Source organism: Acidiphilium iwatense, from assembly GCF_021556475.1.
GTDB lineage: Bacteria > Pseudomonadota > Alphaproteobacteria > Acetobacterales > Acetobacteraceae > Acidiphilium > Acidiphilium iwatense.
This window is the reverse complement of record NZ_JAKGBZ010000014.1, coordinates 24,229-49,523: the sequence shown is the minus strand read 5'-3', so window position 1 is coordinate 49,523 and position 25,295 is coordinate 24,229. Positions and strand designations below refer to the sequence as shown.

The following is a 25,295-nucleotide window of genomic DNA, read 5'->3' as shown; positions in this document are numbered from 1 at the left end:
GGCGATGGCCGAGGCGCGCGAGGCGCTGCGTGCCGTCATCGCCCGGCACGGGCTCGCCGCGCGCAAGTCGCTGGGCCAGCATTTTCTGCTCGACCCCAATCTGCTGGCACGGCTGGTGCGTGCGGCGGGTCCGCTCGCGGGGGTGAACGTGATCGAGGTCGGGCCCGGACCCGGCGGCCTGACCCGCGCCTTGCTTGACGGCGATGCGGCGAGCGTGACCGCGATCGAGATCGACCGGCGCGCGATCGCCGCAACATCGGAGCTTCTGGCGGCGCACCCGGCGCGGTTGCGGGTGATCGAGGGCGATGCGCTGGATATGGATCTGGCCGCTTTGGTGCCGGCACCGCGCGCGATCGTGGCGAACCTGCCCTATAACGCGGGCACGCCGATGCTGGTGAACTGGCTGCACCGGGCCGCGGAGTTCCGGTCGATGACGCTGATGTTCCAGCGCGAGGTGGCCGAGCGCATCGTGGCGATGCCGGGCTCGCCGCATTACGGGCGGCTCGCCGTGCTGGCCGCCTTGACCGTCGATCGGGCGATCGTGATGATCGTTCCGGCCTCCGCCTTCTCGCCACCGCCCAAGGTGGAATCCGCCGTGGTCGGGCTGGTGCCCCACGCGCGGCAATTGCCGGGCGATTTGCTGGACCGCGTCGGCCGGGTGACCGCGGCGGCGTTCGGCCAGCGACGCAAGATGCTTCGCGGATCGCTGCGCGGACTCGGCGGCACGGCGCTACTCGAGCGGGTTGGAATCGACCCCGTGCTTCGAGCCGAAACGCTGGCGCCGGAGGATTATGTCAGGCTGGCTGAAGCGTTGTAGGCGGGGTTATCGCAGCGTACGGTTCGGGGCGACGAGGCGGATCTTGTGGAGCGCCGGCGCCTCGGCGACCTCGGTTGTGCCGGAATTCCTATTATCGGCGTAGACCATGCCACCCGGTGTCTGGTCGTAGATGAAGCCATAGGTCGGGTAGGTCATGCCGAACCGGCCACCTCCGATCGAAACCTGGACCGCGGACCAGTTGTTGTTGCGCGAAACGTCGATCACCGGAACGTCGCGGCTCACGGTGTCGGGCACCCAGTTCGCCTGATCGACCAGGATTTCCCGGCTGTTGACGACTTTTTCCACCACGGCGACATGGCCGAGCGGGATGCGCGGACTGGAGCGGAAATTGAGCACCGAGCCCACGATGGGGCGGGAGCCGCGCGCGTAGCGCCCGGCGGCCTCGGCCCACCAGAGGAACGCATCGCCTTTGAGGTCGATATGCGACACGTCCCGCGCATAGGGCACGCACCAGAGATAGGCGGCGCGGTGGATATAGCGATGAATGAGAGCGGGATGGCGGTAATTCAGCCGTCTGACGAAGCGGCGCCGATAGACGGCATGACGGATCTCGGGGCGGCGGATGATTTTGCGGCGGGCGATCGGGTGATGGAGGACGACGTGGCGGATGATCGGCTTGTGAATGATCCGGCGTCGAACCGGGTGGCTGATCTTATGCGTCGGAGCCGCGTGGCTGGTCTGCGAAAATCCTAAAACAGCGGTAATGCAGCCGAGCACCTGTAAAACAGCCTGAATGCCCGTCCTGCCCTGTCGCATATCCTGTTCGTCCCCAGATGCTCAAGACCGCCTGCTTACGCAGTAAAACATAAATCAATCAAGCTACTATACCGGAACGTTCCGGTTTTTATTCAGCCAATGCCGCATCGCGTTCAACGCGACTCGACTTTGGCTTTGCCCCCTGTGTGCGTTGCTGTTACGGGCGCATTGCAGATTCTGCAACCCTCAAACCTGGCAAAAATGTCACGGGCCAGAAAATTTTTATTTCCAGCCCGCTTTGACATGCCGATTTAAGACGAATTTCCTAACTTTTTATTAATCGGGCCGATCGTTTTCGGAGGACGCGCTTATCGGCAGGCGGTGACCATGATTTCGACGAGATAACGTGGATCGGCGAGCTTCGCTTCGACGCAGGCTCGGGCGGGCGCGCCGTCCTCGGGCAGCCAGGCGGACCAGATTTCGTTCATCGCGGCGCGATCCCCGATCGATTTCAGCCAGATCTGGGCCTGGAGCAGGCGGGTCTTGTCGGTACCATGCTGTTCGAGCAGTGCGTCGATCTGGTCGAGCACGTCCCTGGTCTGGGCCTTGATGTCGCCGGCGGAATCGCCCGCGACCACGCCCTGGGTGAAAACGAAGCCGTGATATTCGACGACCTTGGCGAGAATTTTGTTGGGTTCGGTGCGGATGATGCGGCTCATGATGCGGCTCCCCTTCAGGTTCGGGCCTTGTATCGGCGGGGCCGGGCGGTGTGCAAGGCGCGACTGCGAAGCGGACTGGACAGGATGCTATATCGTCCATAATCTACAACTTTGACGCGATATTTTCAGCAAGGAACTGGCGCGATTGTGGGAGAGATTGCTGCGCGGCATCCGCAAGGTGCCGGAAGGGGATTTCCCGGAAGCGCCCGAGCGGCTTGCGGCGAAGGGCTTTGCCGAGCGGGCGAATTTCGATCCTCAGGCAAGTGCGCCATTTTCCAGCACGGGTCCGCAAGGCCATCGCGGGCGGATGCGCGAAAAGCTCATCGATCGTGGGCCGGACGCGCTGGCGGATTACGAATTGCTCGAAATGCTGCTGTTCCTCGCGTTCAAGAAGGGCGACACCAAGCCGCTCGCCAAGGCGCTGATCAACCAGTTCGGCTCCTATGCCGGGGTGCTGTCGGCGCCGCCGGACACGCTGTTCGCGTATCCGGGGGTCGGCATTCACAGCGTTGCGGCGATCAAGCTGGTGCAGGCTTCGGCGATCCGGCTCGCGCGGGCGGAGCTGGCCGACGCGCCGGTGCTGAACAACTGGGACAGACTGATCGACTATCTGACCATGGCGATGGCGCGCGAGAGCGTGGAGCAGTTCCGCGTGCTGTATCTCGACAATCGCAACCGGCTGATCGCCGACGAAATCGCCTCGCGCGGGACGGTGAACCATACCCAGGTCTATGTGCGGGAATTGGTGACGCGGGCAATGCAGACCCACGCGACCGCCTTGATCCTGGTGCATAACCACCCGAGCGGCGATCCATCGCCGTCGCACGACGATATCGAAATGACGCGCGAGGTGCAGCGGGCGATCGCCCTGCTGGACGTGACGCTGCACGACCACGTGATCATCGGCAAGGGGCGCTGGCTGAGTTTCCGGCGCGAGGGGCTGCTGCGGGGCGGTTCGGCGTGAGCATCGCGCGGGTGCAGACCTTCGCGTTCTCGGGGATCGAGGCGCTGCCGGTCGAGGTGCAGGTGCAGATCGCGCCGGGATTGCCGGTGTTTCTGGTGGTCGGGCTGGCCGACAAGGCGGTGGGCGAGGCGCGCGAGCGGGTGCGCGCGGCGCTGACCGCCATGGGGTTGTCGCTCCCCCCGAAGCGCATCCTGGTCAATCTCGCGCCGGCCGACGTGCTGAAGGAGGGCAGCCATTTCGATCTGCCGATCGCGCTCGGGGTGCTGACCGCGATGGATATTCTCCCGGCCGAGGAGATGGCGCGGTTCGCCGCGCTGGGTGAATTGTCGCTCGACGGGCGGCTGGCATCGGTTTCCGGCGTGCTGCCCGCGGCGATCGCGGCGGGTGCGCGCGATCTCGGGTTGATCTGCCCCGAGGCGCAAGGGGCGGAGGCGGGCTGGGCCGGTGAAATCGGCGTGCTGGCGCCGCCGGATCTGCTGTCGCTGATCAATCATTTCAAAGGAGAGGCGTTGCTGCCCACGCCGCCACGGGGCGTTATCGGGCCGGCGGGCGAGGAGCCGGATCTGGCGGATGTGCGCGGCATGGCATCGGCGCGGCGCGCGGTGGAAATCGCCGCGGCGGGCGGGCACAATCTGCTGATGATTGGCCCGCCGGGTGGCGGCAAATCGATGCTGGCGGCGCGGATACCCGGCCTGCTGCCGGATCTGACGCCGCGCGAGGCGCTGGAAGTCAGTATGGTGCATAGCGTCGCCGGGATGCTGGCCGATGGCAGGCTGGTGACGCGCCCGCCGTTCCGCGACCCGCATTTTTCCGCGAGTCCGGCGGCGATCGCGGGCGGCGGCAATCGGGCCAGGCCGGGCGAGATATCGCTGGCCCATCGGGGCGTGCTGTTCCTCGATGAATTTCCCGAGTTTCCGCGTGCCGCGCTGGAGGCGCTGCGCCAGCCGCTGGAGACCGGGCGCACCACGGTGGCGCGGGCGGCGGCACATGTGACCTATCCGGCGCGGTTTCAGTTGATCGCGGCGATGAATCCGTGCCGATGCGGCCATCTGTTCGATGCCGCGCGCGCCTGCGGCCGGGCACCGCGCTGTGGCGAGGAGTATCAGGGCAAGATCAGCGGACCGCTGCTGGACCGGATCGACCTCGTGGTCGAGATCAGCCCGGTGACGCCGGCCGAACTGTTGCGCGCCCCGCCCGGCGAGGCGAGCATCGACGTGGCGGCGCGGGTACGCACGACGCGCGAGACACAGCGGCTGCGCTCCGGCGAGGGCGGACCCGCAACCAATGCCGAGGCGCCGGGCGACACGATCGACCTGATGGCGGAGGCCAAGGCTTTCGCCGAGCAGGCGGCGGAAAAACTGCGGCTGTCGGCGCGCGGCTTCACCCGGATTCTGCGGGTCGCGCGGACCATCGCCGACCTCGCGGGCACGGCATCGGTGCGCCGGGCCGATATCGCCGAGGCGCTGGCGTATCGGCATCGGGTTCCCGGTCGCAACCCGATGGCGCCGGTGGCGTTGCAGCGCGTTGGGGCGGGGTAGGTTGAGTTTGCTGACAACGCGCGTTGTGTGGTTGCGTACAGTAGCTTGTGGCCCGCGCCGGATGCCGCTGGTATCAGGCCACGAGCAGCGTCACTTTGCCCGAGCGGACATCGTAATATGCGGGCGCGATCGCCAGGCGCTTCGCCGCGATTGCCCCGGCAAGGACCGGGGAGGATTGGGCAAGAAGATGCGCCTGCAACTCGGCATTGATACGGATCGCCTTGTCGACGTCTCCGCCGGCGCGGTCCGCCGCCGGCCGGATGAAGGCATAGAGGCTTGAAATCTGCCCCGGCGCGGCCTTCCGCGCCATCGTCGCCGACACCGCCCCGCAATTGCCGTGACCGAGCACCACGATCACCCGCGTTCCCAGCACTGCAACGCCGTATTCAAGGCTCGCGATCATCTCCGGCGCCGCGATGTTGCCTGCGACCCGTGCGACGAAAACCTGACCAACGCCTTGATCGAAGACAAGCTCGACGGGCACCCGCGAATCCGCACAGGAAAGCACCGCGGCAAACGGCGCTTGCTTGGTTTCCGTCTCGCGCAGGGCCTTGGGCAGATTTTCCGAGCAGACGCCGAGCCGAGCGCCGACATAGCGCTGGTTCCCGGCCATAAGCGCCGCAAGCGCGGCTTCGGGCGTTTGAGGCACAGGCTCCGCGGCGGACGCCGATGGCATCATCGCAGCCTCCGTTGCGGCCGCACCGAGGGCGGCGAGGGTGCCGGCTCCCATTGGCATCGCAAGAAGGCGCCGGCGCGACACCTGGTGTCCATTCTCTACGTCGATTTCGGACCGCTCACGGCAGCGACAGGCCGGTTCATGGGTTAGCGGCAACCATGCGGCCCTGTCCGAATCAAGGTCGGTTTCGGGGTTTTTCTTCAATGATGGTGTCGTCACGGATCATTCCTCCGTTGGACCTGCTATCAATGAAGTCTAATCTACGCCTTAAGTTTGAGTAAAGGTCCACGCATTTTCATCCGCCCGCCCGCCCGCCCGCGCCGCGGCCGTTGCTTGGGCGAGTCGATACCCGGAAGCCCTTCGGACTTCCGGGTATTACTCCGCCGGTTATCAAAATCATTTCAAGCCGTCACGCGTGGATCAGGGTGCCGATGCCGCCTTCGGTGAACAATTCCAGCAGACAGGCATGGTGGACCCGGCCATCAACGATGGTCGCACCCTTCACGCCCTGGCGCACCGCGGCGAGGCAGGTTTCGACCTTCGGGATCATGCCGCCGGAGATCGTGCCGTCGGCGCGCATCGCGTCGATCTCGGCAACCGTGAGTTCGGGGATCAACTGGCCGTCGCGGTCCAGCACGCCCGGCACGTCGGTCAGCATCAGCAGGCGGTTCGCTCCCAAAGCCCCCGCGATCGCGCCGGCCACGGTATCGGCATTGATGTTGTAGGTGGCACCGTCCGCCCCCACGCCCACCGGGGCGATCACCGGGATCAGCCCGGCGCCGGTCAGCGCATGGATCACCCGGACATCGACATGCTCGGGCTCGCCGACATAACCGAGATCGAGCGCCTGTTCGATGGCACTTTGCGGGTCGCGCCTTGTGCGGGTGAGCTTGCGCGCGCGGATCAGCCCGCCATCCTTGCCGCAGATGCCGACCGCCAGCGCGCCGGCGCGGTTGATCAGCCCGGCGACCATTTTGTTGACCGTGCCGGCCAGGACCATTTCGACGACCTCGACCATCGCGGCGTCGGTGACGCGCAGGCCATCGACGAAGGTGGACTGGATCGCGAGGCGCTGGAGCATCGAATTGATCTGCGGGCCGCCGCCATGGACCACCACGGGGTTGATGCCGACCTGCTTGAGCAGCGCGATGTCGCGGCCGAATTCGTCGGCCAGGGTATCCTCGCCCATGGCGTGGCCGCCATATTTCACCACGATGGTCGCTCCGGCGTAGCGGCGCAGATAAGGCAGAGCGAGGGCGACGATGCGCGCCTGTTCCGCCGCGTCGGCGTGACGGTCCTGATCGGTCATGGGTCGGCGCACTCCGTCCGTGAAAACCTCGAGCCGCCGTCTATGGCCCCGCTACGCCGGGGTCAAGCGACCAGTGCGGCGATCGTGGCACGCAGCTCCGCGATCCCGGCGCCGGTTTCGCTCGATGTCACGATCACGTCGTTGAGCGCGGCCGGATGCTTGCGGGCAATCGCCTTTATCGTGTCGAGCTTGCGCGCCAGAGCCTCGGGTTTCATCTTGTCGGACTTGGTCAGCACGATCTGGAAGGCGACGGCGGCCTTGTCCAGAATGCCCATCACCGCGTGATCGGCGGGCTTGTCCTCGATCCGCGCGTCCATCAGCAGAAGCACCCGGCGCAGATTGGGCCGGCCGCGCAGATAGCGGAACATCAGCCCCTGCCAGTCGCGCTTCACCGCCTTGGGCGCTTCGGCATAGCCATAGCCGGGCATATCGACGATCGAGAGCCGGCCTTCGCCCACCTGGAAAAAATTGAGCTGCCGCGTCCGCCCCGGCGCCTGGGCGACGCGGGCGAGGGCAACCTGCCCGGTCAAGGCGTTGATAAGGGTCGATTTGCCGACATTCGACCGTCCGGCAAGCGCGATCTCGATTCCGGTCGCGTCGAGCAGCCCCTCCACCGTCTGCGCCGCATGGACGAACCGAGTGCCGCGCGCGAACAGGAGCCGACCGGCTTCGAGCAGTTCCGCCTCGTCCATCCCGGCGTCTCAGACCTTGGCGTCGGCGGGGTGGCGCGGATGATGCTGGAAATTGCGCATGATGAGCCATTGCTGGATCAGCGTGAGCGTGTTGTTGACGCAGTAGTACAGCACCAGCCCCGCCGAGAACCGGCCGAGCATGAAGGTGAAGATCACCGGCATGAACTGCATCATCTTGGCCTGGGTGGGATCGGGCGGCGGCGGGTTGAGCCGCTGCTGACCCCACATGGTCAGGCCCATGATGATCGGCAGCACGCCGAGATGCAGGAACGGCGAGATCGTGCCCGGATGGAATGGAATCAGCCCGAACAGGTTGAAGATGTTGGTCGGATCTTCCGCCGACAGGTCGTGAATCCACAGGATGAACGGGGCATGGCGCATGCCGATGGAAATGAAGATCACCTTATAGAGCGAGAAGAAGATCGGGATCTGCAGCAGCATCGGCAGGCAGCCGGCCGCCGGATTGACGCCCTCGGCCTTGTAGAGCGCCATGATCTCCTTCTGCTGCTGGACCTGATCGTCCTTGAACCGTTCGCGCAGCGCCTGCACCTTCGGCGTCACCGCGCGCATCTTGCCCATCGAGCGATAGGAGGTGCGCACCAGCGGGAACAGCACCACCTTGAGCAGCACGGTGAACACGATGATGGACACGCCGAAATTGCCGAACACTTTGGCGAAATAATCGAGGGCGAGGAAGATCGGCTTGGTCAGGAAAAAGAACCAGCCGAAATCGATCGCCTTCTCGAACAGCGGTATCCGGTATTTGTGCTGATACGCGTTCAGGATATGCAGCACTTTCGCGCCGGCGAAGACGTGCAGCGTGGTTTGCGCGGCCGCACCCGGCGCGGCATCGACCGGCTTCGCCGTCATGTAATCGACCTGATACGCGGCATCCTTCGGATGACCGGGGCGCGGCAGATAGCGATAGGCGCCGGTCATCTCGGTACCCTGGCTCGGGATCAGCGCGGTCAGCCAGTATTTGCCGGTGATGCCGGCCCAGCCGCCGATATCAGTGTCCTGGAACGCGGTTCCCGCCCGCCGCTTCGCGTTCGAGCGGACATCCACATAGCTCATCTCGTGCAGCGTGCCCTTGAACGTGCCGATCGGGCCTTTATGGAGGATGTAGGTGCCCTCGATGGACGGCAGATAGTCGCGGCGGATGCGCGACCAGGGGAATACCTCGATCTTGGCGCCGGTCTGGTTCACCACGCGCTGCTGCACGGTGAACATGTAGTCCGAATCGATGGCCATCAGCAGTTGGAAGGTCACGCCGGCGCCGTTGTCCCAGGACAAGGTGACGTCGTGACCGGGCGCCAGCACGCCGCCCGAGCTAGTCCACAAGGTTTTCGGCCCCGGCACGGCGAGGTTCGAGCCGGGTGCCGCATCCCAGCCGAATTGCACGTAATAGGGTTTCGTGCCCGACGAACGCGACAGCAGCCGCACCAGGGGCGAGGTTTTCGCGACGGTTTTGTGGTAATGCGTGAGGACCAGATCGTCGAGCCGGGCGCCGAGCAGGCTCATCGAGCCCTTGACCGAGGGCGCGTCGATCACAAGGCGCGGTGCCGCCGCCGTCTTGGCGCTGGCGGCCGCGCCGGCTTCGGCGGGAGCGCCCGGTGCCGCGCTGGGCGGTGCCGAAGTCTGGTTCGTGATCGCGTGAACCGCCGGGCGCGGCGGCGGCTTGGGCAGGAAATACCCGCCCAGGACCTGGAAGATCACCAGGATCGCAAGCGAGATCGAGATCGCGTAGAGCAGGCGTCGGTTATCCATTGCGGGTCATTTCGTCTCGGGACATGGTGGTCGCGGGCGGCACCGGGTCGTGACCGCCGTCGTTCCAGGGGTGACAGCGCAGAATCCGCCGCGCGGCGAGCGCCGCGCCGCGCACGGCGCCATGGGTGGCGAGCGCATCCATCGCGTAGGCGCTGCAGGACGGGTAAAACCGGCACTGACCGCCAAGAACCGGCGAAAGAGCCAGTTGATAGGCGCGCACGAAGCCGCGAAGCGTGCGGGCGGCGGGGGTCACGAGGATGCTCCCGTGCCGTGGTCTCCGGCGAAGGACTGGTCCAGCACCGCGCCGAATGCGCTGCACAGCGCGGCGAAATCGATGCCGGCGGTGTCCTTGCGCGCGATCAGAACGAGATCGGCGCCGGCAATCGCGCGGCCCGCCATCGCGCGTTCGGCGAGTTCGAGGCGGACCATCGCGCGGAGGCGGCGCCGGGCACGGTTGCGCTGCACCGCGTTGCCCACTTTGCGGCTCGCGGTGAAGCCGATGCGCGGGGTGGCGTCCGGTTCGGTCCGCAGCACCTGAATCACGAAGCCGGGGCGGGCGATCTTGCGCCCACGCGCGGCGGCGCGCAGGAAATCGGCGCGTTTCGGCAGGGCGTCATGCGTCGCGCGCGGCATGGGCGTGGGCCGGGTCGGTTCGGAGGCGTGGCACGTCCGCCAGCCGGTCAGGCCGACAGGCGCTTGCGGCCCTTCGCGCGGCGGTTGGCCAGAACCTTGCGGCCGCCGACGGTTTCCATCCGCGAGCGAAAACCATGGCGGCGCTTGCGGACGAGTTTGGAGGGTTGATAGGTGCGCTTCACGGTCTCTACTCCAAGGATTCTCGAGATAGTCGATCGGTTAATGCGGGCAGGCGAATGGACAAACGAAGACGAAGCCGCGATCCGGCAGGAGCGGCTTCATCAAGAGACGCCCTCATAGGCAGTGACGCGTGCCGCGTCAATGAAGCGCGGACCAAACACGGCTTGCTCAAACGCCCGCCGGCCGTGCAAACTGCCGTGATGGCGATAAAGCGTTTCGACCGGGACCGCACCGTGCTTGCCCTGCAGGGCGGCGGCGCGCATGGCGCCTTCGCCTGGGGCGTGCTGGATGCGCTGATCGAGGCCGGTTTCCGTTTCGACGCGGTCTGCGGCGTCTCGTCCGGCGCGCTTCTCGCGGCCATGGCGGTGCAGGGGCTGGTGTGCGGCGGAGCGGACGGGGCACGCACGGCGATGGCGCAATTCTGGGAGCGGGTGGGTGCGGCCAACGTGTTCGCGCCGCTCTCCGACCAGCTCGACCGCTGGGTGCCCGGTTTCGGGATCGGCCGCGACTTCGGCAATACCCTGGCGATGCAGGGCATGGCGGCGGCGCTCAACCTGTTCGGCGCGGCGCCGTTCAATCCGCTCGGGCAGAATCCGCTGCGGCCGATCCTGACCGATCTGCTCGACCGCGAAGCCTTGGCCGATCCGGCGGCACCGCGCCTGTTCGTCGCCGCGACGGCGGTGGAAACCGGACGGGCGCGGATTTTCACCAACCGGGAGATCACCGTGGAGGCGCTGCTTGCCTCGTCCTGCCTCCCGGCGGTCTTTCCCGCGGTGACGATCGACGGTGTGGCTTATTGGGATGGCGCCTATTCCGGAAATCCGCCGCTGGCGCCGCTGCTTGCGCTCGATCCCGACCTGCTCGTGCTGATCCGCGCGCAGAGCCGGACGCGCGCCGGGGTGCCGAGCCAGCCCGCGGACATCCTCAATCGGATACAGGAAATCGCCTTTCAGACCGCGATCGAGGCGGAATGCGCCTGCCTGCCGCCGGGGCTCGATTTCGTCGAATATACGGCCGATCAGGCACTTGTCGGGCTGGCGCCGGAATCGCGGTTCAATGCCGACCGTGCCTTTCTCGACCGGCTGTTCGCGGCGGGACGCGCCGCCGGCCAGACCGTGGAGACGGTCTGATCGCCCCGCTCCGCACGATGGGCCGGCTTCGCTACGGCCTCTCGGCGCGGCTGCTCTGGCTGACTGTGGCGGTGACCCTGATCGTCGAGGTGATGATCCTGTTGCCCAGCCTCGGACGGGAACGGACCGAGTGGCTGACCAACCGTATCACCGAGGCGCATCTTGCCGCGCTCACCGTCTCGACCGCGCCGCACGGCGTGGTCGATCTGTCCACCCGCAACGAATTGCTGCGCCTGTCGGGCACCGAGGCGATCCGGCTGATCGAGGACGGGCGGAGCATCATGGTGCTGCCGCCGCGCGGCACGGTGCGGCCGGGTGCCGCGATCGACATCGCGGATGAGACGCTGATCGGTTCGATGATGCGTGCGGTCGGGGTGCTTCTGGGGCTGGAGCCGCGCGACATCCTGGTTTCGGCGCCGAGCCCGCTGCAAAAAGGCGTGATCGTGCAGATCGTGGTCCGCAACGCCATGCTCGCGCGCCATCTGCGCCGCTATGCCGCGCATATCGCGGCATTGTCCCTGGCGATCGCGCTGCTGACCGGGCTGATGGTGTATCTGATGCTCGACCGGGTGCTTGTTTTGCCGATGCGCCGCCTGACCGACAGCATCGCGACCTTCCGGGCCGATCCCGAGCACGCCGCACCCCTGGCCGTGCCGTCCGAGAGACGGCACGGCGATGATGAGATCGCGCTGGCGGCGCGGGAACTCGCGGCGATGCAGACCGAGCTGCGCGCCGCCCTCTGGCGCAATGCGCGGCTCGCGGCACTCGGCACCGCCGTCGCCAAGATCAGCCACGATCTGCGCAACATCCTGTCCTCTGCCCTGCTGGTGGCCGACCGGCTCTCCGGCAGTACCGATCCGGCGACGCGGCGCGCGGCGGCGACCCTGCTCGGCGCGGTGGAGCGTGCGACCGAGCTGGTCACCAGGACGCTGACTTTCGCGCGGGAGGGACCGCCGGCGCTGCTGCGCGCGTCGTTCCCGCTCGCCGCGCTGGTGGAGGAACTGGCGGAGCAGATCCGCCCGCTGGCCGGCGGGCTCGCGGTGGAAAACGTTATTCCGGGCGATCTGGCGCCGAAGCTGGATCGCGCCCAAATCTACCGGGCGCTGTTCAATCTGATGCGCAACGCCGCCGAGGCGGGGGCGCAGCGGCTTTCGGTCCGGGCGCGCTGCGAGGCCGCTCTGCTGATCATCGACATCGAGGATGATGGACCCGGATTGCCGGAACAGGCGCGCGCCAATCTGTTCCGGCCGTTCACCGGCTCGGCGCGGCGCGGCGGTACCGGGCTCGGGCTTGCCATCGCGCGCGACCTGATCCGCGCCCATGGCGGCGAACTCGATCTGATCGGCACGGGGGCGACCGGCACGCTGTTTCGCATCACCGTGCCGAACGAGGGTAGCTGAGGCCTCTGGCTTGGTTGCCTGTTCTTGTCTATGCCGGCGCGATGAGAGAACTGGACGATTATCCGATTGCCGTGATCGACGACGATTACGGCGCCTCCACCGCCGGGGCGCGGGTCATCCGCGCCTTGGTTGCCGCCTTCGAGGCGCGCGGCCACCGGGTGCTCGCGGGCCTCGGTGTCGATGACGCGCGGGCGGGACGGGTGCTCTATACTGGCCTGTCCGCCGTGCTGGTTTCGATCGACGGTTTTGCCGATCGCGATGCGCTGATCGAGGCGTTGGACCGGATCGTTTCGCTGGCCTTGGCGCGGGCGCCGGACCTGCCGGTGTTTCTGTATGGCGAACGCCGCATGCCGGACGATCCGCCGGTCGAGCTGATGGAGCGGATCGACGGCTATCTCTATCTGCACGAGGACACGCCCGGTTTCATGGCGGGCTATGTGTCGAGCGCGATCCATCGCTATCTCGACGCGATGCTGCCGCCCTTCTTCAAGGCGCTGGCGCGCTATACCGATGCCGCGAAATATTCCTGGCACACGCCGGGCCATGGCGGCGGAGTCGCGTTCATGCGCTCGCCGGTCGGCCAGGCGTTCCATCGGTTTTTCGGCGAGACGGCCTTGCGCGCGGATTTGTCCGTTTCGGTGCCGGAACTTGGGTCGTTGCTCGATCATGCCGGTCCGGTGCGCGAGGCGGAGCGCGAGGCGGCGCAGAGTTTCGGCGCGGATTCGACCTTTTTCGTGACCAACGGCACGTCGAGCGCGAACAAGATCGTCTGGAGCGGGCTGGTGGGGGCGGGCGATACCGTCCTGGTCGATCGCAACTGCCACAAATCGATCGTCCATGCGCTGATCATGACCGGGGCGCGGCCGATCTATCTGCTGCCTAGCCGCAACGAGTACGGCATCATCGGCCCGATCCCGCGCCGGCAGTTCGATGTGGCGGCGCTGCGCGAGCGCGCCGGCGGGCGCATCCGGCTCGCCACCGTCACCAACTCGACCTATGACGGGCTGTGCGTCAACGCCGATGTGGTGAAAACCGCGTTGGCGCCGATCACCGATGCGATCCATTTCGACGAAGCGTGGCTTGCCCAGGCGCGGTTCCACGAATTCTACCGGAACTTCTTCGCGATGAGCGACGGCGCGGGGCCGGTGGAACCGCTGGTGTTCTCCACCCAGTCGACCCATAAGGTGCTCGCCGCGTTTTCCCAGGCGTCGATGGTGCATCTCAAGGAAGGCACCAAGCTCCGGCTCGACCCCGATCGGTTCAACGAAGCCTTCATGATGCATTCCAGCACCTCCCCCTGGTATGGCATCATCGCCTCGTGCGATGTCGCGGCCCGGATGATGCGCGGGGCCGCCGGCCGCACCCTGGTCGATGAAACCCTGCGCGAGGCTGCCGCGTTCCGCCGCAGCGTTGCATCGCTCGGCGAAGCGTTCGCGGCGCGCGGCGACTGGTGGTTCAAGCTGTGGGAACCGGACGGTGCCGGGCTCGATCAGGATGGCTGGACGCTGAAGCCGGGCGAGTCGTGGCACGGCTTCGAGGATATTACCGACGGTTTTACGCTCCTCGATCCGATGAAGGTGACGATCCTTTGTCCCGGTATCGACGCCGGGACCGGGATTCCGGCGCCGATCGTGGCAAAATTTCTCTGGTCGCGCGGCATCGTGGTGGAAAAGATCGGCACCTACCACTTCCTGATCCTGTTCACTCTCGGCGTCTCGCGTGGCAAATGGAGCAATCTGGTCACCGAGCTGCTCGCCTTCCGCGCCCATTACGAGGCTAACACGCCGCTTGCCGACGTGATGCCCGAACTGGTGCGCTCCTCACACGCCTATGAGCGGATGGGGCTGCGCGATCTCTGCGCCGCCCAGCATGTGGTGTATCGCGCGGGCAGGGTGCTCGCGATCCAGAACGCGATGTTTGCCGAACTCCCGGAACCGGCGATGACGCCGCAGCAGGCGCACGCCGCGCTTGCCGGCGGGCGCGTGGAGCAGGTGCCGCTCGATGCGCTCGAAGGCAGGGTGCTCGCGCGCATGGTGGTGCCCTATCCGCCGGGGATTCCGCTCATCGTGCCGGGCGAGCGCGTGTCATCGCCGCTGATCGTCGAGTATCTGCGCTTCGCCGCCGCCTGGGATCGCCAGTTTCCCGGCTTCGAGACCGATATCCATGGTGTGCGCAAGGACGAAAACGGCGACTATTTCCTCGATTGTGTAATGGATTGATCGCCCGCCAGATTTTCGAGGATCGGGCAGTCCGGCCGGTCGTCGCCATGGCAATGCGCGGCGAGGTGGCGCAGCGTCGCGCTCATTGCGCGCAGGGCGTCCGCCTTCGCCTCCAGCACCGCGATCTGCGACAGCGCGATCGCCTTCACCTCGGCGGATGGACGGTTGCGGTCGCGCCAGAGGGCGAGCAATGCGCCGATATCGGCGATCGAGAAGCCGAGTTCGCGGGCGCGATGGATGAAGCCAAGCTCGTGGATCAGCCGCGGATCGTAAAACCGGTAATTGTTCTCGGCCCTGATGGGCGGCGCGATCAGCCCGATCGACTCGTAATGGCGGATCATTTTCGCCGAAACGCCGCTGCGCGCGGCGGCTTCGCGAATGGTGACGACGGATTTCATGACGCTTGCCCTCGCCAGCGCCGCAACAGAAGTGCGTTGCCGAGCACCGAGACCGAGGAGGCGGCCATCGCGGCGCCCGAAACCATCGGGTTGAGCAGGCCGAACGCGGCGAGCGGAATCCCGATCACATTGTAGATGAACGCCCAGAACAGCCCCTGCCACAATGTGCGCCGTACCCGCCGCGCGAGCGCCAGCGCATCGGCGACCAAACGCGGATCGTCGCGCAGCAGAACGATCGGTGCGGCATCCAGCGCGGTATCGACGCCGCTGCCGATGGCGATGCCGAGATCGGCTTCGGCCAGGGCCGCCGCGTCGTTGATGCCGTCGCCGACCATGGCCACCACCCGCCCCCGATCGCGCAGTGCCTTGATTTCGGCGCGCTTGCGGATCGGATCGGCCTCCGCGATCACGTCATCGAGGCCGAGATCGCGGGCGAGCGCGCGGGCGGCGCCCTGGTTGTCGCCGGTCAGCAGCATCACCGTGCAGCCGAGCGCGCGCACCGCGACGACAGCGTCGCGCGCGTGCAGCCGCGCCGTGTCCGCGAAGACGAGGACGCCGAGCAAGGTGCCGTTCTCGCGCAGCAGGAACGAAAGCGTTGTGCCGTCGCGCTCGATTTTTGCCGTAAGTGCCGCCAGCGCGGCGGTGTCCGCTCCGGTTTCGGTAGCGAGTCGGGCATTGCCGAGGAGCAGAATCTCACCCTCGACCGTGCCGCGGACGCCGCGCCCGGCGATGACCGAGACCTGTTCGGCTGGTGCCGCATCGGGCAACGCGTCCCGCAACGCGCGGGCGAGCGGATGGGTTCCGGTCGCCGACAATGCCGATGCCAGCGCGCGGATCCAGGATTCGGCGATGCCTGGCATCGGTTGTACCGCGACGAGTTCCGGCTTGCCTTCGGTCAGCGTACCGGTCTTGTCGAACACCACGGTATCGACGCGATGCGCCGCCTCCAGCACCACCGCGTCGCGGATCAGGATGCCGTGCCTAGCCGCGACCCCGGTGCCGGTGACGATCGCCGCCGGGGTGGCGAGGCCCAGCGCACAGGGGCAGGCGATCACAAGCACGGACACGGCGGCGATCACCGCGGTCGAGGTCGCGGCACCCGCCAGCAGCCAGCCCGCGAGCGTGGCCAACGCGATCAGCAGAATGACCGGGACGAACCATGCGGCGATAGTGTCCGCCAGGCGCTGGATCGGCGGTTTCGACGCCTGCGCGTCCTCGATCAGCCGGGCCATCCGGTCGATCATCGACTGCCCCGGCTCGGCCACCACGGTCAGGCGCAGCGCGGTATCCTGTGCCAATGCGCCGGCCATGACCGTGGCGCCGGCTTCGCGCAGCACCGGCAGCGCCTCGCCGGTGATGTGCTGTTCGTCGAACAGCCCGGCACCGTCGTTGATCCGCGCATCGGCCGGCACCCGCTCGCCGGGCCGGACTTCGATGACATCGCCGGGAGAGAGTGCGGCGACGGCCAGGTCCGCGACGCCATCGCGGGTGACGCGATGCGCGATGTCCGGCCGGAGTGAGGCGAGGGCGCCAACCGAGCGGGCGGCGCTGCGCTTTGCCCGATGTTCCAGATATTTGCCGAGGCGGATCAGCGTGATCACCACGGCGGAGGCTTCGAAATAGAGCGGACCGCGCTGCGCCGCGAAATCGAAGACCGACAGCCCATAGGCCGCCGACGTGCCGATCGCCACCAGCACATCCATCGAGCCGGTGCCGGCGCGCAGGCTTTTCCAGCCGGCGACGTAGAAGCGCAGGCCGGGGCCGAACTGCACGATGCTGGCGAGCGCCAGCATCAGGCCGCCGGGCAGGGCGATGGCGCCGCCGCTCAGCATCGGCAGCAACAATGGAGCAGAGGCGAGGGCGGCGATGCCGAGCATGGCAGCGTCGCGCGAAATCTCTTTTGTCTCGGCCTGGGGTTCGGCGGCGGTGCGCGGCCGCGCGCCGTAGCCGGCCTTGGCCACCGCCGCGATCAGGGCAACGTCCGTCACGCCGGCGGCTGCCTCGATCCGCGCGGATTCGGTCGCGAGATTGACCGCGACCGAGGCGACGCCCTCGATCCGTTTCAGCGATTTCTCGACTCGTGCGACGCAACTCGCACAGGTCATGCCCTCGATGGCGAGGTCGTGGACCATTTTTGTGGCTGGGGGATGATAGTCGGTGGCGATATCGGCCATGGGATGGTCTCCTGTCCCACCCTTATATAAGTTTCCAATCATGGGAAGGTCAAGCTTGACCTTCCGATAATGGGAAGCCTTATGGTTCAGGCATAACCGGAATCACCATCAGGAGTGTGCCATGACACGTTTCAAAGTCCCGGATATGGAATGCAATGCCTGCGTCGCGTCCATTACGAAGGCGGTACAGAAGATCGATGCGAAAGCCGATGTCGCTGCCGATCTCGCGGGACGCGAAGTCGCCATCGCCTCGACCGCGACGCCGCAGATGCTACGCGCCGCGATCGAGGCGGCGGGATTTACCGTCGGTCGATCGCCAAAATATGAGTAGATCGTGATCGGCATGTACCGATCGCGATCTACTCGGTGGCCTGGTGCTGCTGGGCGACCACGAGATACACCGCCGGCAGCACGAACAAGGTGAACAGCGTGCCGATCGCGAGGCCGCTTGCGATCACCATGCCCATATTGTAGCGCGCGGCGGCGCCGGCCCCGGTCGCGATGATCAGCGGCGCCACGCCCAGCACCATCGCTGCCGTGGTCATCAGGATCGGGCGCAGCCGGATGCCCACCGCGTGTTCGATCGCCTGCCGCTTGGTCATGCCGGCCAACTGCGCCTCGTTTGCCACCTCGACGATCAGGATGCCGTGTTTGCTGATCAAGCCCATCAGGGTGACCAGGCCGACCTCGGTATAGATGTTCAGGCTCAGCCCGAAGCCGAGATAGATGAAGATCAAGGCGCCGGCGATCGACATCGGTACCGAGACCAGGATGATCAGCGGATCGCGGAACGAGTTGAACAGTGCCGCGAGAGCGAGGAAGATCACGATTACCGCGAAGCCGAAGGTTGCGAGAAACCCGCTGCGCTCCTGGATGAACTGGCGCATCGGGCCGCCGTAATCGATTTCGTAGCCCGAGGGGAGAGTTTGCTTCGCGATGGCGTCGAGCACCTTGACCGCTTCGCCCGTCGACACGCCCGGTGCCGCGACACCTTCGATCGTCGCCGAGTTCAACTGCTGAAAGTGATTGACCGATTCCGGGATCACCTGGTTGGTGATCTTGGCGACGGAGCCGAGAGGAATCGGCACGCCGTTGATCGAGGTGATCGGATAGTCGAGCAATTGCACGACGTTCAGCCGGTTGATCTGCGAAACCTGGGGAATGACCTTATAGGAACGATCGTCGAGGCTGAAGTAATTCACATAGAGTCCGCCGAGCGCCTGCGACAGGGCGGCGCCCACCTGGCTCATGGTCAGGCCGAGATTGGCGGCCTTTGCACGGTCGATCGCCACCGTTGATTGCGGCTGGTCGATTTTGAGGTCGCTCTGCAGGAAGATGAATTTTCCCGATTTCAATGCGGCGGCCAGGACTTTCTGCGCGACCCCGTTCAGCACACCGAACGAATTGGTGGTCTTCAGCACGAACTGCACGGGCATGCCCTGCGAACCGGGCAGCGATGGCGGCTGGAACGCGACCACCTGCTGGCCGGAGATTCCAGAGGCCACCTGATTCTGGATCGCCGTCTGCAACACCGTGGCGGATTTCGCGCGCTGGTCCCATGGCTTGAGCACCGCGCCACCGATCGACAAAGTGGGGGTTTCGAACTGGAATGTGTGCGCCACCGATTTGTGGCTCATCATTATCTGGTTGACTTCCTGGCCCCAGACCACTTTCTGCGCCAGGGTCGCGTTCGGGGCGGAGGTGGAGGACAGGATGACGACGCCTTGATCTTCCTGTGGCGCCAGTTCGCTTTTCGCACCCGAGGCGAGAAAGTAGATACTCGCCAGAATGATTGCACCGAAAGTCAGCGTCACCGGGATGGTCGCAAGGCTGCCGCGCAGCAATCGCATATAGAGCCGGTGAACCTCGTCGAACCGCCGGTCGATGAAATGCACCAGCCTGCCTTCCCAGGATCGGTCTTCGCGCGAAATATGGCGCAGCATCCGCGAGGACAGCATCGGCGACAACGTCAATGCGATGATCGCCGAAATCGTCACCGCCGAGACCAGGGTGAAGGCGAATTCGGTGAACAGCGCCCCGGTGAGGCCGCCCTGGAAGCCGATCGGCACATAGACGGCGGCAAGCACCACCGTCATCGCGATGATCGGGTTGGCGAGTTCGGCTGCCGCCGCCATCGCTGCCTGCATGCGTGGTTCGCCATTGTCGAGATGCCGGTTGACGTTTTCGACGATGATGATGGCGTCGTCCACCACCAGCCCGATCGCGAGTACCAGGGCCAGCAGCGTGAGCAGGTTGATGGTGAAGCCGAGCATCAGCATTGCCGCGAAGGTGCCGATCAGCGATAGCGGAATCGCGACCACCGGAATGATCACCGAGCGCGGCGTGCCGAGAAACGCGAAGACGACGACGACGACGATGAGCAGGGCCTCGATTAGCGCCGCGATCACGTCATGGATCGACGCATTCACGAAGCTTGCCGAATTATAGACGATCGAGCCGTCCAGGCCGGAGGGCAATTGCGCCTGGATCTGCGGAAACCGCTGCTCCACGCCGTGAACGACCGAGATCAGATTCGCCCCCGGTGCAACCTGGATGCCGATATAGACGCCAGGCTTGCCGTCGAACGCGACCTCGGCATCATAGGTATCCGAGCCGAGTGTCACATGCGCGACGTCGCCGAGGCGGACGATCGCGCCATTCGACTGTTTGATAATCAGGTTGCGGAACGCGGCTGCGCTGTGCAGGCTGGTCGAGGCGGTCAGCGAGGTCTGCGTCATCGTGCCTTTGGAATTGCCGAGCGCGCTGATGAAGTCGTTGCCGGCGAGCGCGTTATAGACATCGCTCGCGGACAGTCCGTAGGCGGCGAGCTTGGCCGGATCCATCCAGACGCGCATCGCGAAGTTCTGCGCGCCGAGAATTTCCGCGGTCTGCACGCCCTGCACCGATTGCAGTTGCGGCTGCACCACCCTGGTCAGATAGTCGGTGATCTGGTTGGGCGACAGCACCTTGCTCTTGAAACCGATATACATCGCATCGAGCTGCTGGCCGACCTGCAGCTTGAGCTGTGGCTGCTGGGTGCCGCTCGGCAACTGGTTCAGCACCGACTGGACTTGTGCCTGAATTTCGGTGAGCGCCTGGTCCGGGTTGTAGTTCAGCACGAGATAGATGGTGATCGTGCTGGTGCTGGCCTGGCTCGCCGAGGTCATGTAGTCGATGCCGTTGACCTGGGCGACGGCGTGCTCGATCGGCGTGGTGACGAACCCGGCCATGGTGTTCGGATCGGCGCCCGGATAGGTCGTGGTGATGGTGATGGTCGCGTTCTCGGTCTTCGGATATTCGAGAACCGGCAGCGCGCCGACGGCCTTCAATCCGAGCACGAGGATGACCGCGCTGACGACGATCGCCAGAACCGGCCGCCTGATGAACAGGGAGGTGAAATTCTTCATGGTGCGGTTCAGTGGTTCGGAACGGTCGGGGCAGGATTGTTCGGAGGCAGGGTCTTGTTGTTGATCGTGACCGGCGTGCCGTTGCGCAATTTCACCTGGCCGGCGACGACGACCTGATCGCCGGCCGCGATGCCCTTGGTGATCGCGACCTGATCGCCGCGCGTCTGCCCGAGGGTCACGAAAACCTGCTGTGCGTGAAGCGAGGGCTGGGCCTTGCCACTTTTGGCCTGGGCGCCGGGCTTGACCGGGTCGGCGGCGCTGCCCTTGTCGGGAACCGCCAGAAACACCGTGTCGCCATAAGGATTATAGGCGATCGCGGTCTGCGGCAGGGTGACGAGTTCCTCCGGCGCACCGACATCGATCGCGACACGGGCGAACATGCCCGGCCGCAGCTCTTCATGCGGATTGGTCAGGCTCGCGCGCACCTGGATCATCCGCGTCGTCGTGCTCACCGCCGAATCGATCGCGATGATCTTGCCGGGAAAGCCGGTGCCACCGAAGGCGTTGACGGTCACCTTTACCGGCATTCCAAGGCGAATTGTCCGCAGGGTGGATTGCGGCAGGTAGAAATCGATATCGATCGGGTTGAGTTCCTGCAGCGAGGCGATGGTGGTTCCGGCGGCGAGATATTGCCCGAGATCGACCTGACGGATACCGATGCGTCCCGAGAACGGCGCGCGGACATGTTTTTCCGCCATCAGTGCCAACTGGCTTTTCACCTGCGCTTCGGCACTGGCAAGGTTGGTCCGGTCGATATCGACGGTCTGCATGCTCACCGCCTGCGCGTGGAACTGAGCGAGATCGCGCTGATAGGTGGTGCGATCGAGCGCCGCCGTCGCCTGCAACTGGGCGAGCAGGGCCTTGTCGTTGTTCGGCCGCAGCGTGAGGAGCACCTGGCCTTGCTTGACGTCCTGGCCGGAGCGGAACCGGATCGTGTCGACGATGCCGCTCACCTCGGCGGACAGATTGGCCCCCTGCTCGGCGATCAGGCTGCCGGTCGCTTTCATTTCGGGCTGGAACGAGGTTTTCGCCGCCACCATGGTCGCGACCGTCTGCGGCGGGTTCTTCAGCGTGGCGAGGAACTTGCCGATCATGATGGTACGGAACGCGCCGAAGCCGAAGATCAGGAACAGCACGATGCCGACGAGAATCAGCATGACGACCATTCGCCTCACCGTCGAGGGGCGCTTCACCTTGATCCGGTCGGGACCGGCGCCGTTGCCGGGGTCATTCATCGCTTGTGCCGTCATGGCAAAACTCCACAGCAGGTTCGTACATCGTGCGCGATATCCTGGCGATTCCACCAGCCGCCGCCGAGCGCCTGGAACAGGGCGGCGGTGTCGGCGTAGCGCTGCGCACTCGCCTTGATCCGGGCGATCACGGCGGTCTGATAGGTTTGCTCGGCGGTCAGAACCGCGGTGTAGGGAACGCCGCCGAGGCGGTACTGACGTTCGATGACCGCGAGGCTGGCCTTGGCCGAGGCTTCCGCCGTGGTGTCGGCGGCGAGGGTCGACGCATCGTATTGCAAGGCGAGCAGCGTGTCAGACACGTTCTGGAACGCCAGTACCACGGTGTTCTGATAATTCGCCGCCGCTTCCCGCATCGTCGCGATTGCCGCGCGACGCTTATAAAGCAGCGTGCCGCCTTCGAAAAGCGGCTGGGTCACCCCCGCCGCGAGGTTCCACAAGAGCGTTTGCGGCGTGAACAGCGCCGCCGCCGACAGCGCTTCGTGCCCGACCCCGGCCGACAGCGTGATCTGCGGCAGCATGTTCGCGGTCGCCACCCCTACCAGGGCGGTTTCTTCATGCAGCGTCGCCGCTGCTTCGCGGATATCCGGCCGCTGGCGGACCAGGTCGGAGGGTAAGCTGACCGGCAGGTGCCGCGGCAAAACGATGTCGGCAAGATCGAGATCGGGCAGGTGGAACTGGTCCGGCATCACGCCTTCATAGGCGGCGAGCTGGTTGCGCTCCTGGGCGAGCTGGCTTTGCAGCGGCGGCAGCGTCGCGCGGGTCTGGGCGAGCTGGGCTTCCTGGGTCAGCGCATTCGCCGCCGGAATTCCGCCCAGTGCCACCTGACGGCGCAAGATGCGCAATTCGCGTTCCTCGGCGGCGATGATTTGATCGGTCGCCTCGATCTGCGCCTTCAGCGACGCATCGGTCACCGCGGCGGTGACGATATTCGCGGTCAGCGCGAGATAGGTCGCTTCCAGCGCGAAACGCTGATTCTGGGCCTGAGCGCGCAGGTTTTCGACCTGCCGGCGCACGCCGCCGAAAATATCCGGCGCATAGGAGACCGAAACGCTCGCATTCAGCAAGGAAAACGGCGAAGCCCCCGACGATGCCGCGCCGGCCGCTCCCGCCCCGCCACTGCCCGAAACCCCGAACGGGCTGCGCTCCCGCGTTGCATTGAAACTGCCGCTGAGCGACGGGAAGAACGAGCCTTCCTGCGCGCGCACCGTATCCTGCGCCGCGAGCAGCGCGTTCTGCGCCGCGAGCAGGCTCGGGTTGTTGGCAAGCGCCGTCTTGATCAATAAGTCGAGCGAAGGCGAGTGGAACAGAGACCACCATTCGCCGCCGATCTTTTTCCCGAGCACCAGGGTTTGCGAAGCACCGCCGACGCCGGGGGCGGATACCGTGCGTGCGGGCAGGCGCTGCTCCGTATAGGAGGAGACCTGCGGCGCCTTGGGGGGATGATAGTTGGGACCGACCGCACAGCCGCTCAGCAAGGCGGCGCAGGCAAGCCCCACCGGCCGGAAAGGCCGGAGCAGCCGTGACGTGTTATGGATCATCATCTCGCTTGATACTTTTCGCGCCTACGAACCCCGGCATGCTGATCGATGCTGCCGGCAGCAGCGCGCTGAAGCCTCCTCATGTGCCGGGTGGAAACTATCGAGTTTTCGTGATCCGCGTCAAGAGGCGATTTCTTCTTGAAATCCGGCAGGTTCTCTGCGATCTCATTTTTGGCATATGATTGTTCGGATATGGCTGATTCTGATTCGATTGTTCTTTCAGGCCGGTTGCGATGCAAGCCGGCGGCGTCGCGTCGAAATTCCCGCGAGGGCATGAACGACGCCGAGCTGCGGCGCTGCGTCTTGATCAAGGCTGCCGAGCGGGTTTTTCTCAGGCATGGCTACCATGCGGCGACGATGGACGATGTCGCCGGTGCCGCCGGGATGTCGAAGCGCACGCTCTATCAGCTCGTGCAGTCGAAGGAAGAGCTCTTCACGGCGCTTCTCGCGCGGCACAACGAACCCTTCGACTTCTCGATCCATACCGAAGGGCGGACGCCCGAGGATGTGCTGTTCGATGTGCTGGCCCGCTGGGCGCATCACGTGCTGAGTCCGTCGACGGTTTCGCTGCTCAGGCTGATCATGGCTGAATACATCCACGGCAGGACCCTGTCGCGCCTGCTCGACCGCGAGAGCGCCAAGCCATGCAAGGATGTTCTTCAGGGCTTTCTTGCCGGTTGTGCGGCGGCCGGCACGCTCGATGTCCGCGACCCGGAAGAGGCGGCCCAGATGCTCTACGGAATGGCGATCGGTAAAATCCATATGCAGATGCTGCTCGGCATCGGCAAGACGCCAAGCAGGGTTGAGCTCGAAGCGCGAATCCGGCGCGCGATCTGCCTGTTTCTGCGCGGAACCTTGCCGCGTCACGCCGGAGGTTGCGGCCGCTCAGCCATTCGCGAAACGCTTCCATAGGCTGGGATCGGGCGGCGGGAGATCGCCGGTCTCGGTGCGCGCGTTGCGATCGAGCCAGTTCTCCGCCGGGGCGAGCAGGTCAGCATAGAGCGCGCCGCAGAGTCCGCGCGCCGCATGGCCTTGCCATTGTTCCGGCAGGAATGCGCCGGGCAGGCGCGGATCGCGCAAAATGATGCGGCGATAGTCGTGAATCAGCAGCGTGCGCGCGATCAGTGCGTCGCGCGCATCCAATCGCCTCGTCTGCCGGGCGAGAGATTCGAACGCTTCGATGAACGATTGGTAGCGTTCGCCGAGCACCTCGAGCCGCCAGGCCTTGGCGGCGAGACGTTGCAGAGCCTCGGGCGTGGCGGTCGCGGTCAACGCGGTCACGCCTGCCGCGAGTGACGGCGGAAGCGGCCGTTCGGGTGCGAGCATGACGCCCTGCCATGCGACGAAGCCGAGCTTCGCGAGGCGGTCGCGCGCAGCCTCGCGCGCTTCGCCCGGCTCGGACAGAACGATGGTAAGCCGGTGAACACCCTGTCGGCGCGCCGGGCCGAAAATATGCCGTGCCGCCCGGATGAATTCGCCGCTGCGCGCGGGGCCGATCCGGTAGAAACTGGCGCGGCTCTGTCTTGTCGCGACCAGCCAGCCATCGGCGGCGAGGCGCGACACCGCCGTGCGCACCACACCTGAGCCGATCCCGATCGCCGCGCACAGTTCGATGATGGTCGACAGAGCGACCGCGCCGCCGCGCGGCAGGATGGCATCGCCGAACAGAGTGACGATCAGCGAGCCGGTATGTGAGGGCTGCTCTTGCAATCGGGCGAGGATGGCGGCGACATGAGCGTTCATGCGCCGATAACAGCGCAATCCATC

At 65.8% G+C, this 25,295-nt stretch carries 24 protein-coding genes; 9 read left to right on the top strand and 15 right to left on the bottom strand.

Translation table 11 applies throughout. The features are described from left to right. Nucleotides 1-4: 4 nt before the first annotated feature. Nucleotides 5-817, top strand: a complete 813-nt coding sequence (gene rsmA / locus L2A60_RS09125) for a 16S rRNA (adenine(1518)-N(6)/adenine(1519)-N(6))-dimethyltransferase RsmA (RefSeq protein ID WP_235704069.1) — start codon at nucleotides 5-7, stop codon at nucleotides 815-817. Nucleotides 818-823: 6 nt separating this feature from the next. Here the strand turns inward: rsmA and L2A60_RS09120 are convergent, their stop codons facing one another. Together L2A60_RS09120 and L2A60_RS09115 are read right to left on the bottom strand one after the other, a co-directional pair. Beyond that, nucleotides 824-1,594: a CHAP domain-containing protein gene (locus L2A60_RS09120; RefSeq protein WP_235704068.1), complete on the bottom strand. Its 771-nt coding sequence runs from the start codon at nucleotides 1,592-1,594 to the stop codon at nucleotides 824-826. A gap of 308 nt (nucleotides 1,595-1,902) precedes the next feature. After that, entirely contained in the window at nucleotides 1,903-2,253 is a 351-nt protein-coding gene (locus L2A60_RS09115) for a RidA family protein (protein WP_235704067.1), read from the bottom strand. 145 nt (nucleotides 2,254-2,398) lie between these two features. Here L2A60_RS09115 and radC point away from each other — a divergent pair, with 145 nt between their 5' ends. Both radC and L2A60_RS09105 read left to right on the top strand, forming a co-directional pair. After that, nucleotides 2,399-3,217, top strand: a complete 819-nt coding sequence (radC, locus tag L2A60_RS09110; protein WP_235704066.1) for a RadC family protein — start codon at nucleotides 2,399-2,401, stop codon at nucleotides 3,215-3,217. Further along, nucleotides 3,214-4,755, top strand: coding sequence for a YifB family Mg chelatase-like AAA ATPase (locus L2A60_RS09105; RefSeq protein WP_235704065.1), 1,542 nt, complete (start codon nucleotides 3,214-3,216; stop codon nucleotides 4,753-4,755). The genes radC and L2A60_RS09105 overlap by 4 nt, the downstream gene beginning before the upstream one ends. A 73-nt stretch (nucleotides 4,756-4,828) precedes the next feature. Here the strand turns inward: L2A60_RS09105 and L2A60_RS09100 are convergent, their stop codons facing one another. From L2A60_RS09100 to rpmH, 7 genes are all read right to left on the bottom strand, one after another. Then, on the bottom strand, nucleotides 4,829-5,434 hold the full coding sequence (locus L2A60_RS09100; RefSeq protein WP_235704064.1) for a carbonic anhydrase: 606 nt from the start codon (nucleotides 5,432-5,434) through the stop codon (nucleotides 4,829-4,831). A 406-nt stretch (nucleotides 5,435-5,840) separates the two neighbouring features. Continuing rightward, on the bottom strand, nucleotides 5,841-6,740 hold the full coding sequence (gene argB / locus L2A60_RS09095) for an acetylglutamate kinase (protein WP_235704063.1): 900 nt from the start codon (nucleotides 6,738-6,740) through the stop codon (nucleotides 5,841-5,843). A gap of 62 nt (nucleotides 6,741-6,802) precedes the next feature. Next, nucleotides 6,803-7,432, bottom strand: a complete 630-nt coding sequence (gene yihA, locus L2A60_RS09090) for a ribosome biogenesis GTP-binding protein YihA/YsxC (protein ID WP_235704062.1) — start codon at nucleotides 7,430-7,432, stop codon at nucleotides 6,803-6,805. A 9-nt stretch (nucleotides 7,433-7,441) separates the two neighbouring features. Beyond that, the gene (gene yidC / locus L2A60_RS09085; protein ID WP_235704061.1) at nucleotides 7,442-9,199 is read right to left on the bottom strand and encodes a membrane protein insertase YidC; all 1,758 of its coding nucleotides are present in this window, start codon (nucleotides 9,197-9,199) and stop codon (nucleotides 7,442-7,444) included. Continuing rightward, complete coding sequence (gene yidD, locus L2A60_RS09080) at nucleotides 9,192-9,452, bottom strand: membrane protein insertion efficiency factor YidD (protein WP_235704060.1); 261 nt, start codon at nucleotides 9,450-9,452, stop codon at nucleotides 9,192-9,194. Before yidD ends, yidC begins: the two co-directional genes overlap by 8 nt. Next, the gene (gene rnpA / locus L2A60_RS09075) at nucleotides 9,449-9,832 is read right to left on the bottom strand and encodes a ribonuclease P protein component (protein WP_235704059.1); all 384 of its coding nucleotides are present in this window, start codon (nucleotides 9,830-9,832) and stop codon (nucleotides 9,449-9,451) included. Before rnpA ends, yidD begins: the two co-directional genes overlap by 4 nt. Before the next feature lie 47 nt (nucleotides 9,833-9,879). Further along, complete coding sequence (rpmH, locus tag L2A60_RS09070) at nucleotides 9,880-10,014, bottom strand: 50S ribosomal protein L34 (RefSeq protein WP_076454639.1); 135 nt, start codon at nucleotides 10,012-10,014, stop codon at nucleotides 9,880-9,882. Nucleotides 10,015-10,212: 198 nt separating this feature from the next. Here rpmH and L2A60_RS09065 point away from each other — a divergent pair, with 198 nt between their 5' ends. From L2A60_RS09065 to L2A60_RS09055, 3 genes are read left to right on the top strand one after another with little or no spacing between them, the layout of a single operon-like run. Beyond that, nucleotides 10,213-11,142 (top strand): patatin-like phospholipase family protein, encoded by a 930-nt coding sequence (locus L2A60_RS09065; protein ID WP_235704058.1) that lies wholly within the window; start codon nucleotides 10,213-10,215, stop codon nucleotides 11,140-11,142. Between the two features lie 17 nt (nucleotides 11,143-11,159). Then, nucleotides 11,160-12,542, top strand: a complete 1,383-nt coding sequence (locus L2A60_RS09060) for a sensor histidine kinase (RefSeq protein WP_235704057.1) — start codon at nucleotides 11,160-11,162, stop codon at nucleotides 12,540-12,542. Between the two features lie 14 nt (nucleotides 12,543-12,556). Next, nucleotides 12,557-14,761, top strand: coding sequence for an arginine/lysine/ornithine decarboxylase (locus L2A60_RS09055; RefSeq protein WP_235704056.1), 2,205 nt, complete (start codon nucleotides 12,557-12,559; stop codon nucleotides 14,759-14,761). On the opposite strand, the gene cueR is transcribed toward L2A60_RS09055, so the two are convergent. Together cueR and L2A60_RS09045 are read right to left on the bottom strand one after the other, a co-directional pair. Beyond that, a complete protein-coding gene (gene cueR / locus L2A60_RS09050) occupies nucleotides 14,734-15,159 on the bottom strand; it encodes a Cu(I)-responsive transcriptional regulator (RefSeq protein WP_235704055.1) in 426 nt (141 codons plus the stop codon). The genes L2A60_RS09055 and cueR overlap by 28 nt on opposite strands. Then, complete coding sequence (locus L2A60_RS09045) at nucleotides 15,156-17,333, bottom strand: heavy metal translocating P-type ATPase (RefSeq protein WP_235704054.1); 2,178 nt, start codon at nucleotides 17,331-17,333, stop codon at nucleotides 15,156-15,158. Before L2A60_RS09045 ends, cueR begins: the two co-directional genes overlap by 4 nt. Before the next feature lie 121 nt (nucleotides 17,334-17,454). Here L2A60_RS09045 and L2A60_RS09040 point away from each other — a divergent pair, with 121 nt between their 5' ends. Next, nucleotides 17,455-17,664, top strand: a complete 210-nt coding sequence (locus L2A60_RS09040) for a heavy-metal-associated domain-containing protein (RefSeq protein ID WP_235704053.1) — start codon at nucleotides 17,455-17,457, stop codon at nucleotides 17,662-17,664. 28 nt (nucleotides 17,665-17,692) lie between these two features. On the opposite strand, the gene L2A60_RS09035 is transcribed toward L2A60_RS09040, so the two are convergent. From L2A60_RS09035 to L2A60_RS09025, 3 genes are read right to left on the bottom strand one after another with little or no spacing between them, the layout of a single operon-like run. After that, nucleotides 17,693-20,740: an efflux RND transporter permease subunit gene (locus tag L2A60_RS09035; protein WP_235704052.1), complete on the bottom strand. Its 3,048-nt coding sequence runs from the start codon at nucleotides 20,738-20,740 to the stop codon at nucleotides 17,693-17,695. 8 nt (nucleotides 20,741-20,748) lie between these two features. After that, a complete protein-coding gene (locus L2A60_RS09030) occupies nucleotides 20,749-21,990 on the bottom strand; it encodes an efflux RND transporter periplasmic adaptor subunit (RefSeq protein WP_235704051.1) in 1,242 nt (413 codons plus the stop codon). Beyond that, on the bottom strand, nucleotides 21,987-23,528 hold the full coding sequence (locus L2A60_RS09025; protein ID WP_235704050.1) for an efflux transporter outer membrane subunit: 1,542 nt from the start codon (nucleotides 23,526-23,528) through the stop codon (nucleotides 21,987-21,989). The genes L2A60_RS09030 and L2A60_RS09025 overlap by 4 nt, the downstream gene beginning before the upstream one ends. Before the next feature lie 38 nt (nucleotides 23,529-23,566). Here L2A60_RS09025 and L2A60_RS09020 point away from each other — a divergent pair, with 38 nt between their 5' ends. Beyond that, on the top strand, nucleotides 23,567-23,710 hold the full coding sequence (locus L2A60_RS09020) for a hypothetical protein (RefSeq protein WP_235704049.1): 144 nt from the start codon (nucleotides 23,567-23,569) through the stop codon (nucleotides 23,708-23,710). A 91-nt stretch (nucleotides 23,711-23,801) separates the two neighbouring features. Continuing rightward, nucleotides 23,802-24,440, top strand: a complete 639-nt coding sequence (locus tag L2A60_RS09015) for a TetR/AcrR family transcriptional regulator (RefSeq protein WP_235704048.1) — start codon at nucleotides 23,802-23,804, stop codon at nucleotides 24,438-24,440. Here the strand turns inward: L2A60_RS09015 and L2A60_RS09010 are convergent. Beyond that, a complete protein-coding gene (locus L2A60_RS09010) occupies nucleotides 24,414-25,271 on the bottom strand; it encodes a PaaX family transcriptional regulator (protein ID WP_235704047.1) in 858 nt (285 codons plus the stop codon). The two genes, L2A60_RS09015 and L2A60_RS09010, sit on opposite strands and share 27 nt — an antisense overlap. Between the last annotated feature and the right edge of the window lie 24 nt (nucleotides 25,272-25,295).

Excerpts from the sequence above, each read along its gene's own strand:
- rsmA (WP_235704069.1), top strand. The coding sequence starts at position 5 with ATGGCCGAGGCGCGCGAGGCGCTGCGTGCCGTCATCGCCCGGCACGGG.
- L2A60_RS09120 (WP_235704068.1), bottom strand. The coding sequence starts at position 1,594 with ATGCGACAGGGCAGGACGGGCATTCAGGCTGTTTTACAGGTGCTCGGC.
- L2A60_RS09115 (WP_235704067.1), bottom strand. The coding sequence starts at position 2,253 with ATGAGCCGCATCATCCGCACCGAACCCAACAAAATTCTCGCCAAGGTC.
- L2A60_RS09100 (WP_235704064.1), bottom strand. The coding sequence starts at position 5,434 with ATGATGCCATCGGCGTCCGCCGCGGAGCCTGTGCCTCAAACGCCCGAA.
- argB (WP_235704063.1), bottom strand. The coding sequence starts at position 6,740 with ATGACCGATCAGGACCGTCACGCCGACGCGGCGGAACAGGCGCGCATC.
- yihA (WP_235704062.1), bottom strand. The coding sequence starts at position 7,432 with ATGGACGAGGCGGAACTGCTCGAAGCCGGTCGGCTCCTGTTCGCGCGC.
- yidC (WP_235704061.1), bottom strand. The coding sequence starts at position 9,199 with ATGGATAACCGACGCCTGCTCTACGCGATCTCGATCTCGCTTGCGATC.
- rnpA (WP_235704059.1), bottom strand. The coding sequence starts at position 9,832 with ATGCCGCGCGCGACGCATGACGCCCTGCCGAAACGCGCCGATTTCCTG.
- L2A60_RS09065 (WP_235704058.1), top strand. The coding sequence starts at position 10,213 with ATGGCGATAAAGCGTTTCGACCGGGACCGCACCGTGCTTGCCCTGCAG.
- L2A60_RS09060 (WP_235704057.1), top strand. The coding sequence starts at position 11,160 with ATGGGCCGGCTTCGCTACGGCCTCTCGGCGCGGCTGCTCTGGCTGACT.
- cueR (WP_235704055.1), bottom strand. The coding sequence starts at position 15,159 with ATGAAATCCGTCGTCACCATTCGCGAAGCCGCCGCGCGCAGCGGCGTT.
- L2A60_RS09045 (WP_235704054.1), bottom strand. The coding sequence starts at position 17,333 with ATGGCCGATATCGCCACCGACTATCATCCCCCAGCCACAAAAATGGTC.
- L2A60_RS09040 (WP_235704053.1), top strand. The coding sequence starts at position 17,455 with ATGACACGTTTCAAAGTCCCGGATATGGAATGCAATGCCTGCGTCGCG.
- L2A60_RS09035 (WP_235704052.1), bottom strand. The coding sequence starts at position 20,740 with ATGAAGAATTTCACCTCCCTGTTCATCAGGCGGCCGGTTCTGGCGATC.
- L2A60_RS09030 (WP_235704051.1), bottom strand. The coding sequence starts at position 21,990 with ATGACGGCACAAGCGATGAATGACCCCGGCAACGGCGCCGGTCCCGAC.
- L2A60_RS09025 (WP_235704050.1), bottom strand. The coding sequence starts at position 23,528 with ATGATCCATAACACGTCACGGCTGCTCCGGCCTTTCCGGCCGGTGGGG.
- L2A60_RS09020 (WP_235704049.1), top strand. The coding sequence starts at position 23,567 with ATGCTGATCGATGCTGCCGGCAGCAGCGCGCTGAAGCCTCCTCATGTG.
- L2A60_RS09015 (WP_235704048.1), top strand. The coding sequence starts at position 23,802 with ATGAACGACGCCGAGCTGCGGCGCTGCGTCTTGATCAAGGCTGCCGAG.
- L2A60_RS09010 (WP_235704047.1), bottom strand. The coding sequence starts at position 25,271 with ATGAACGCTCATGTCGCCGCCATCCTCGCCCGATTGCAAGAGCAGCCC.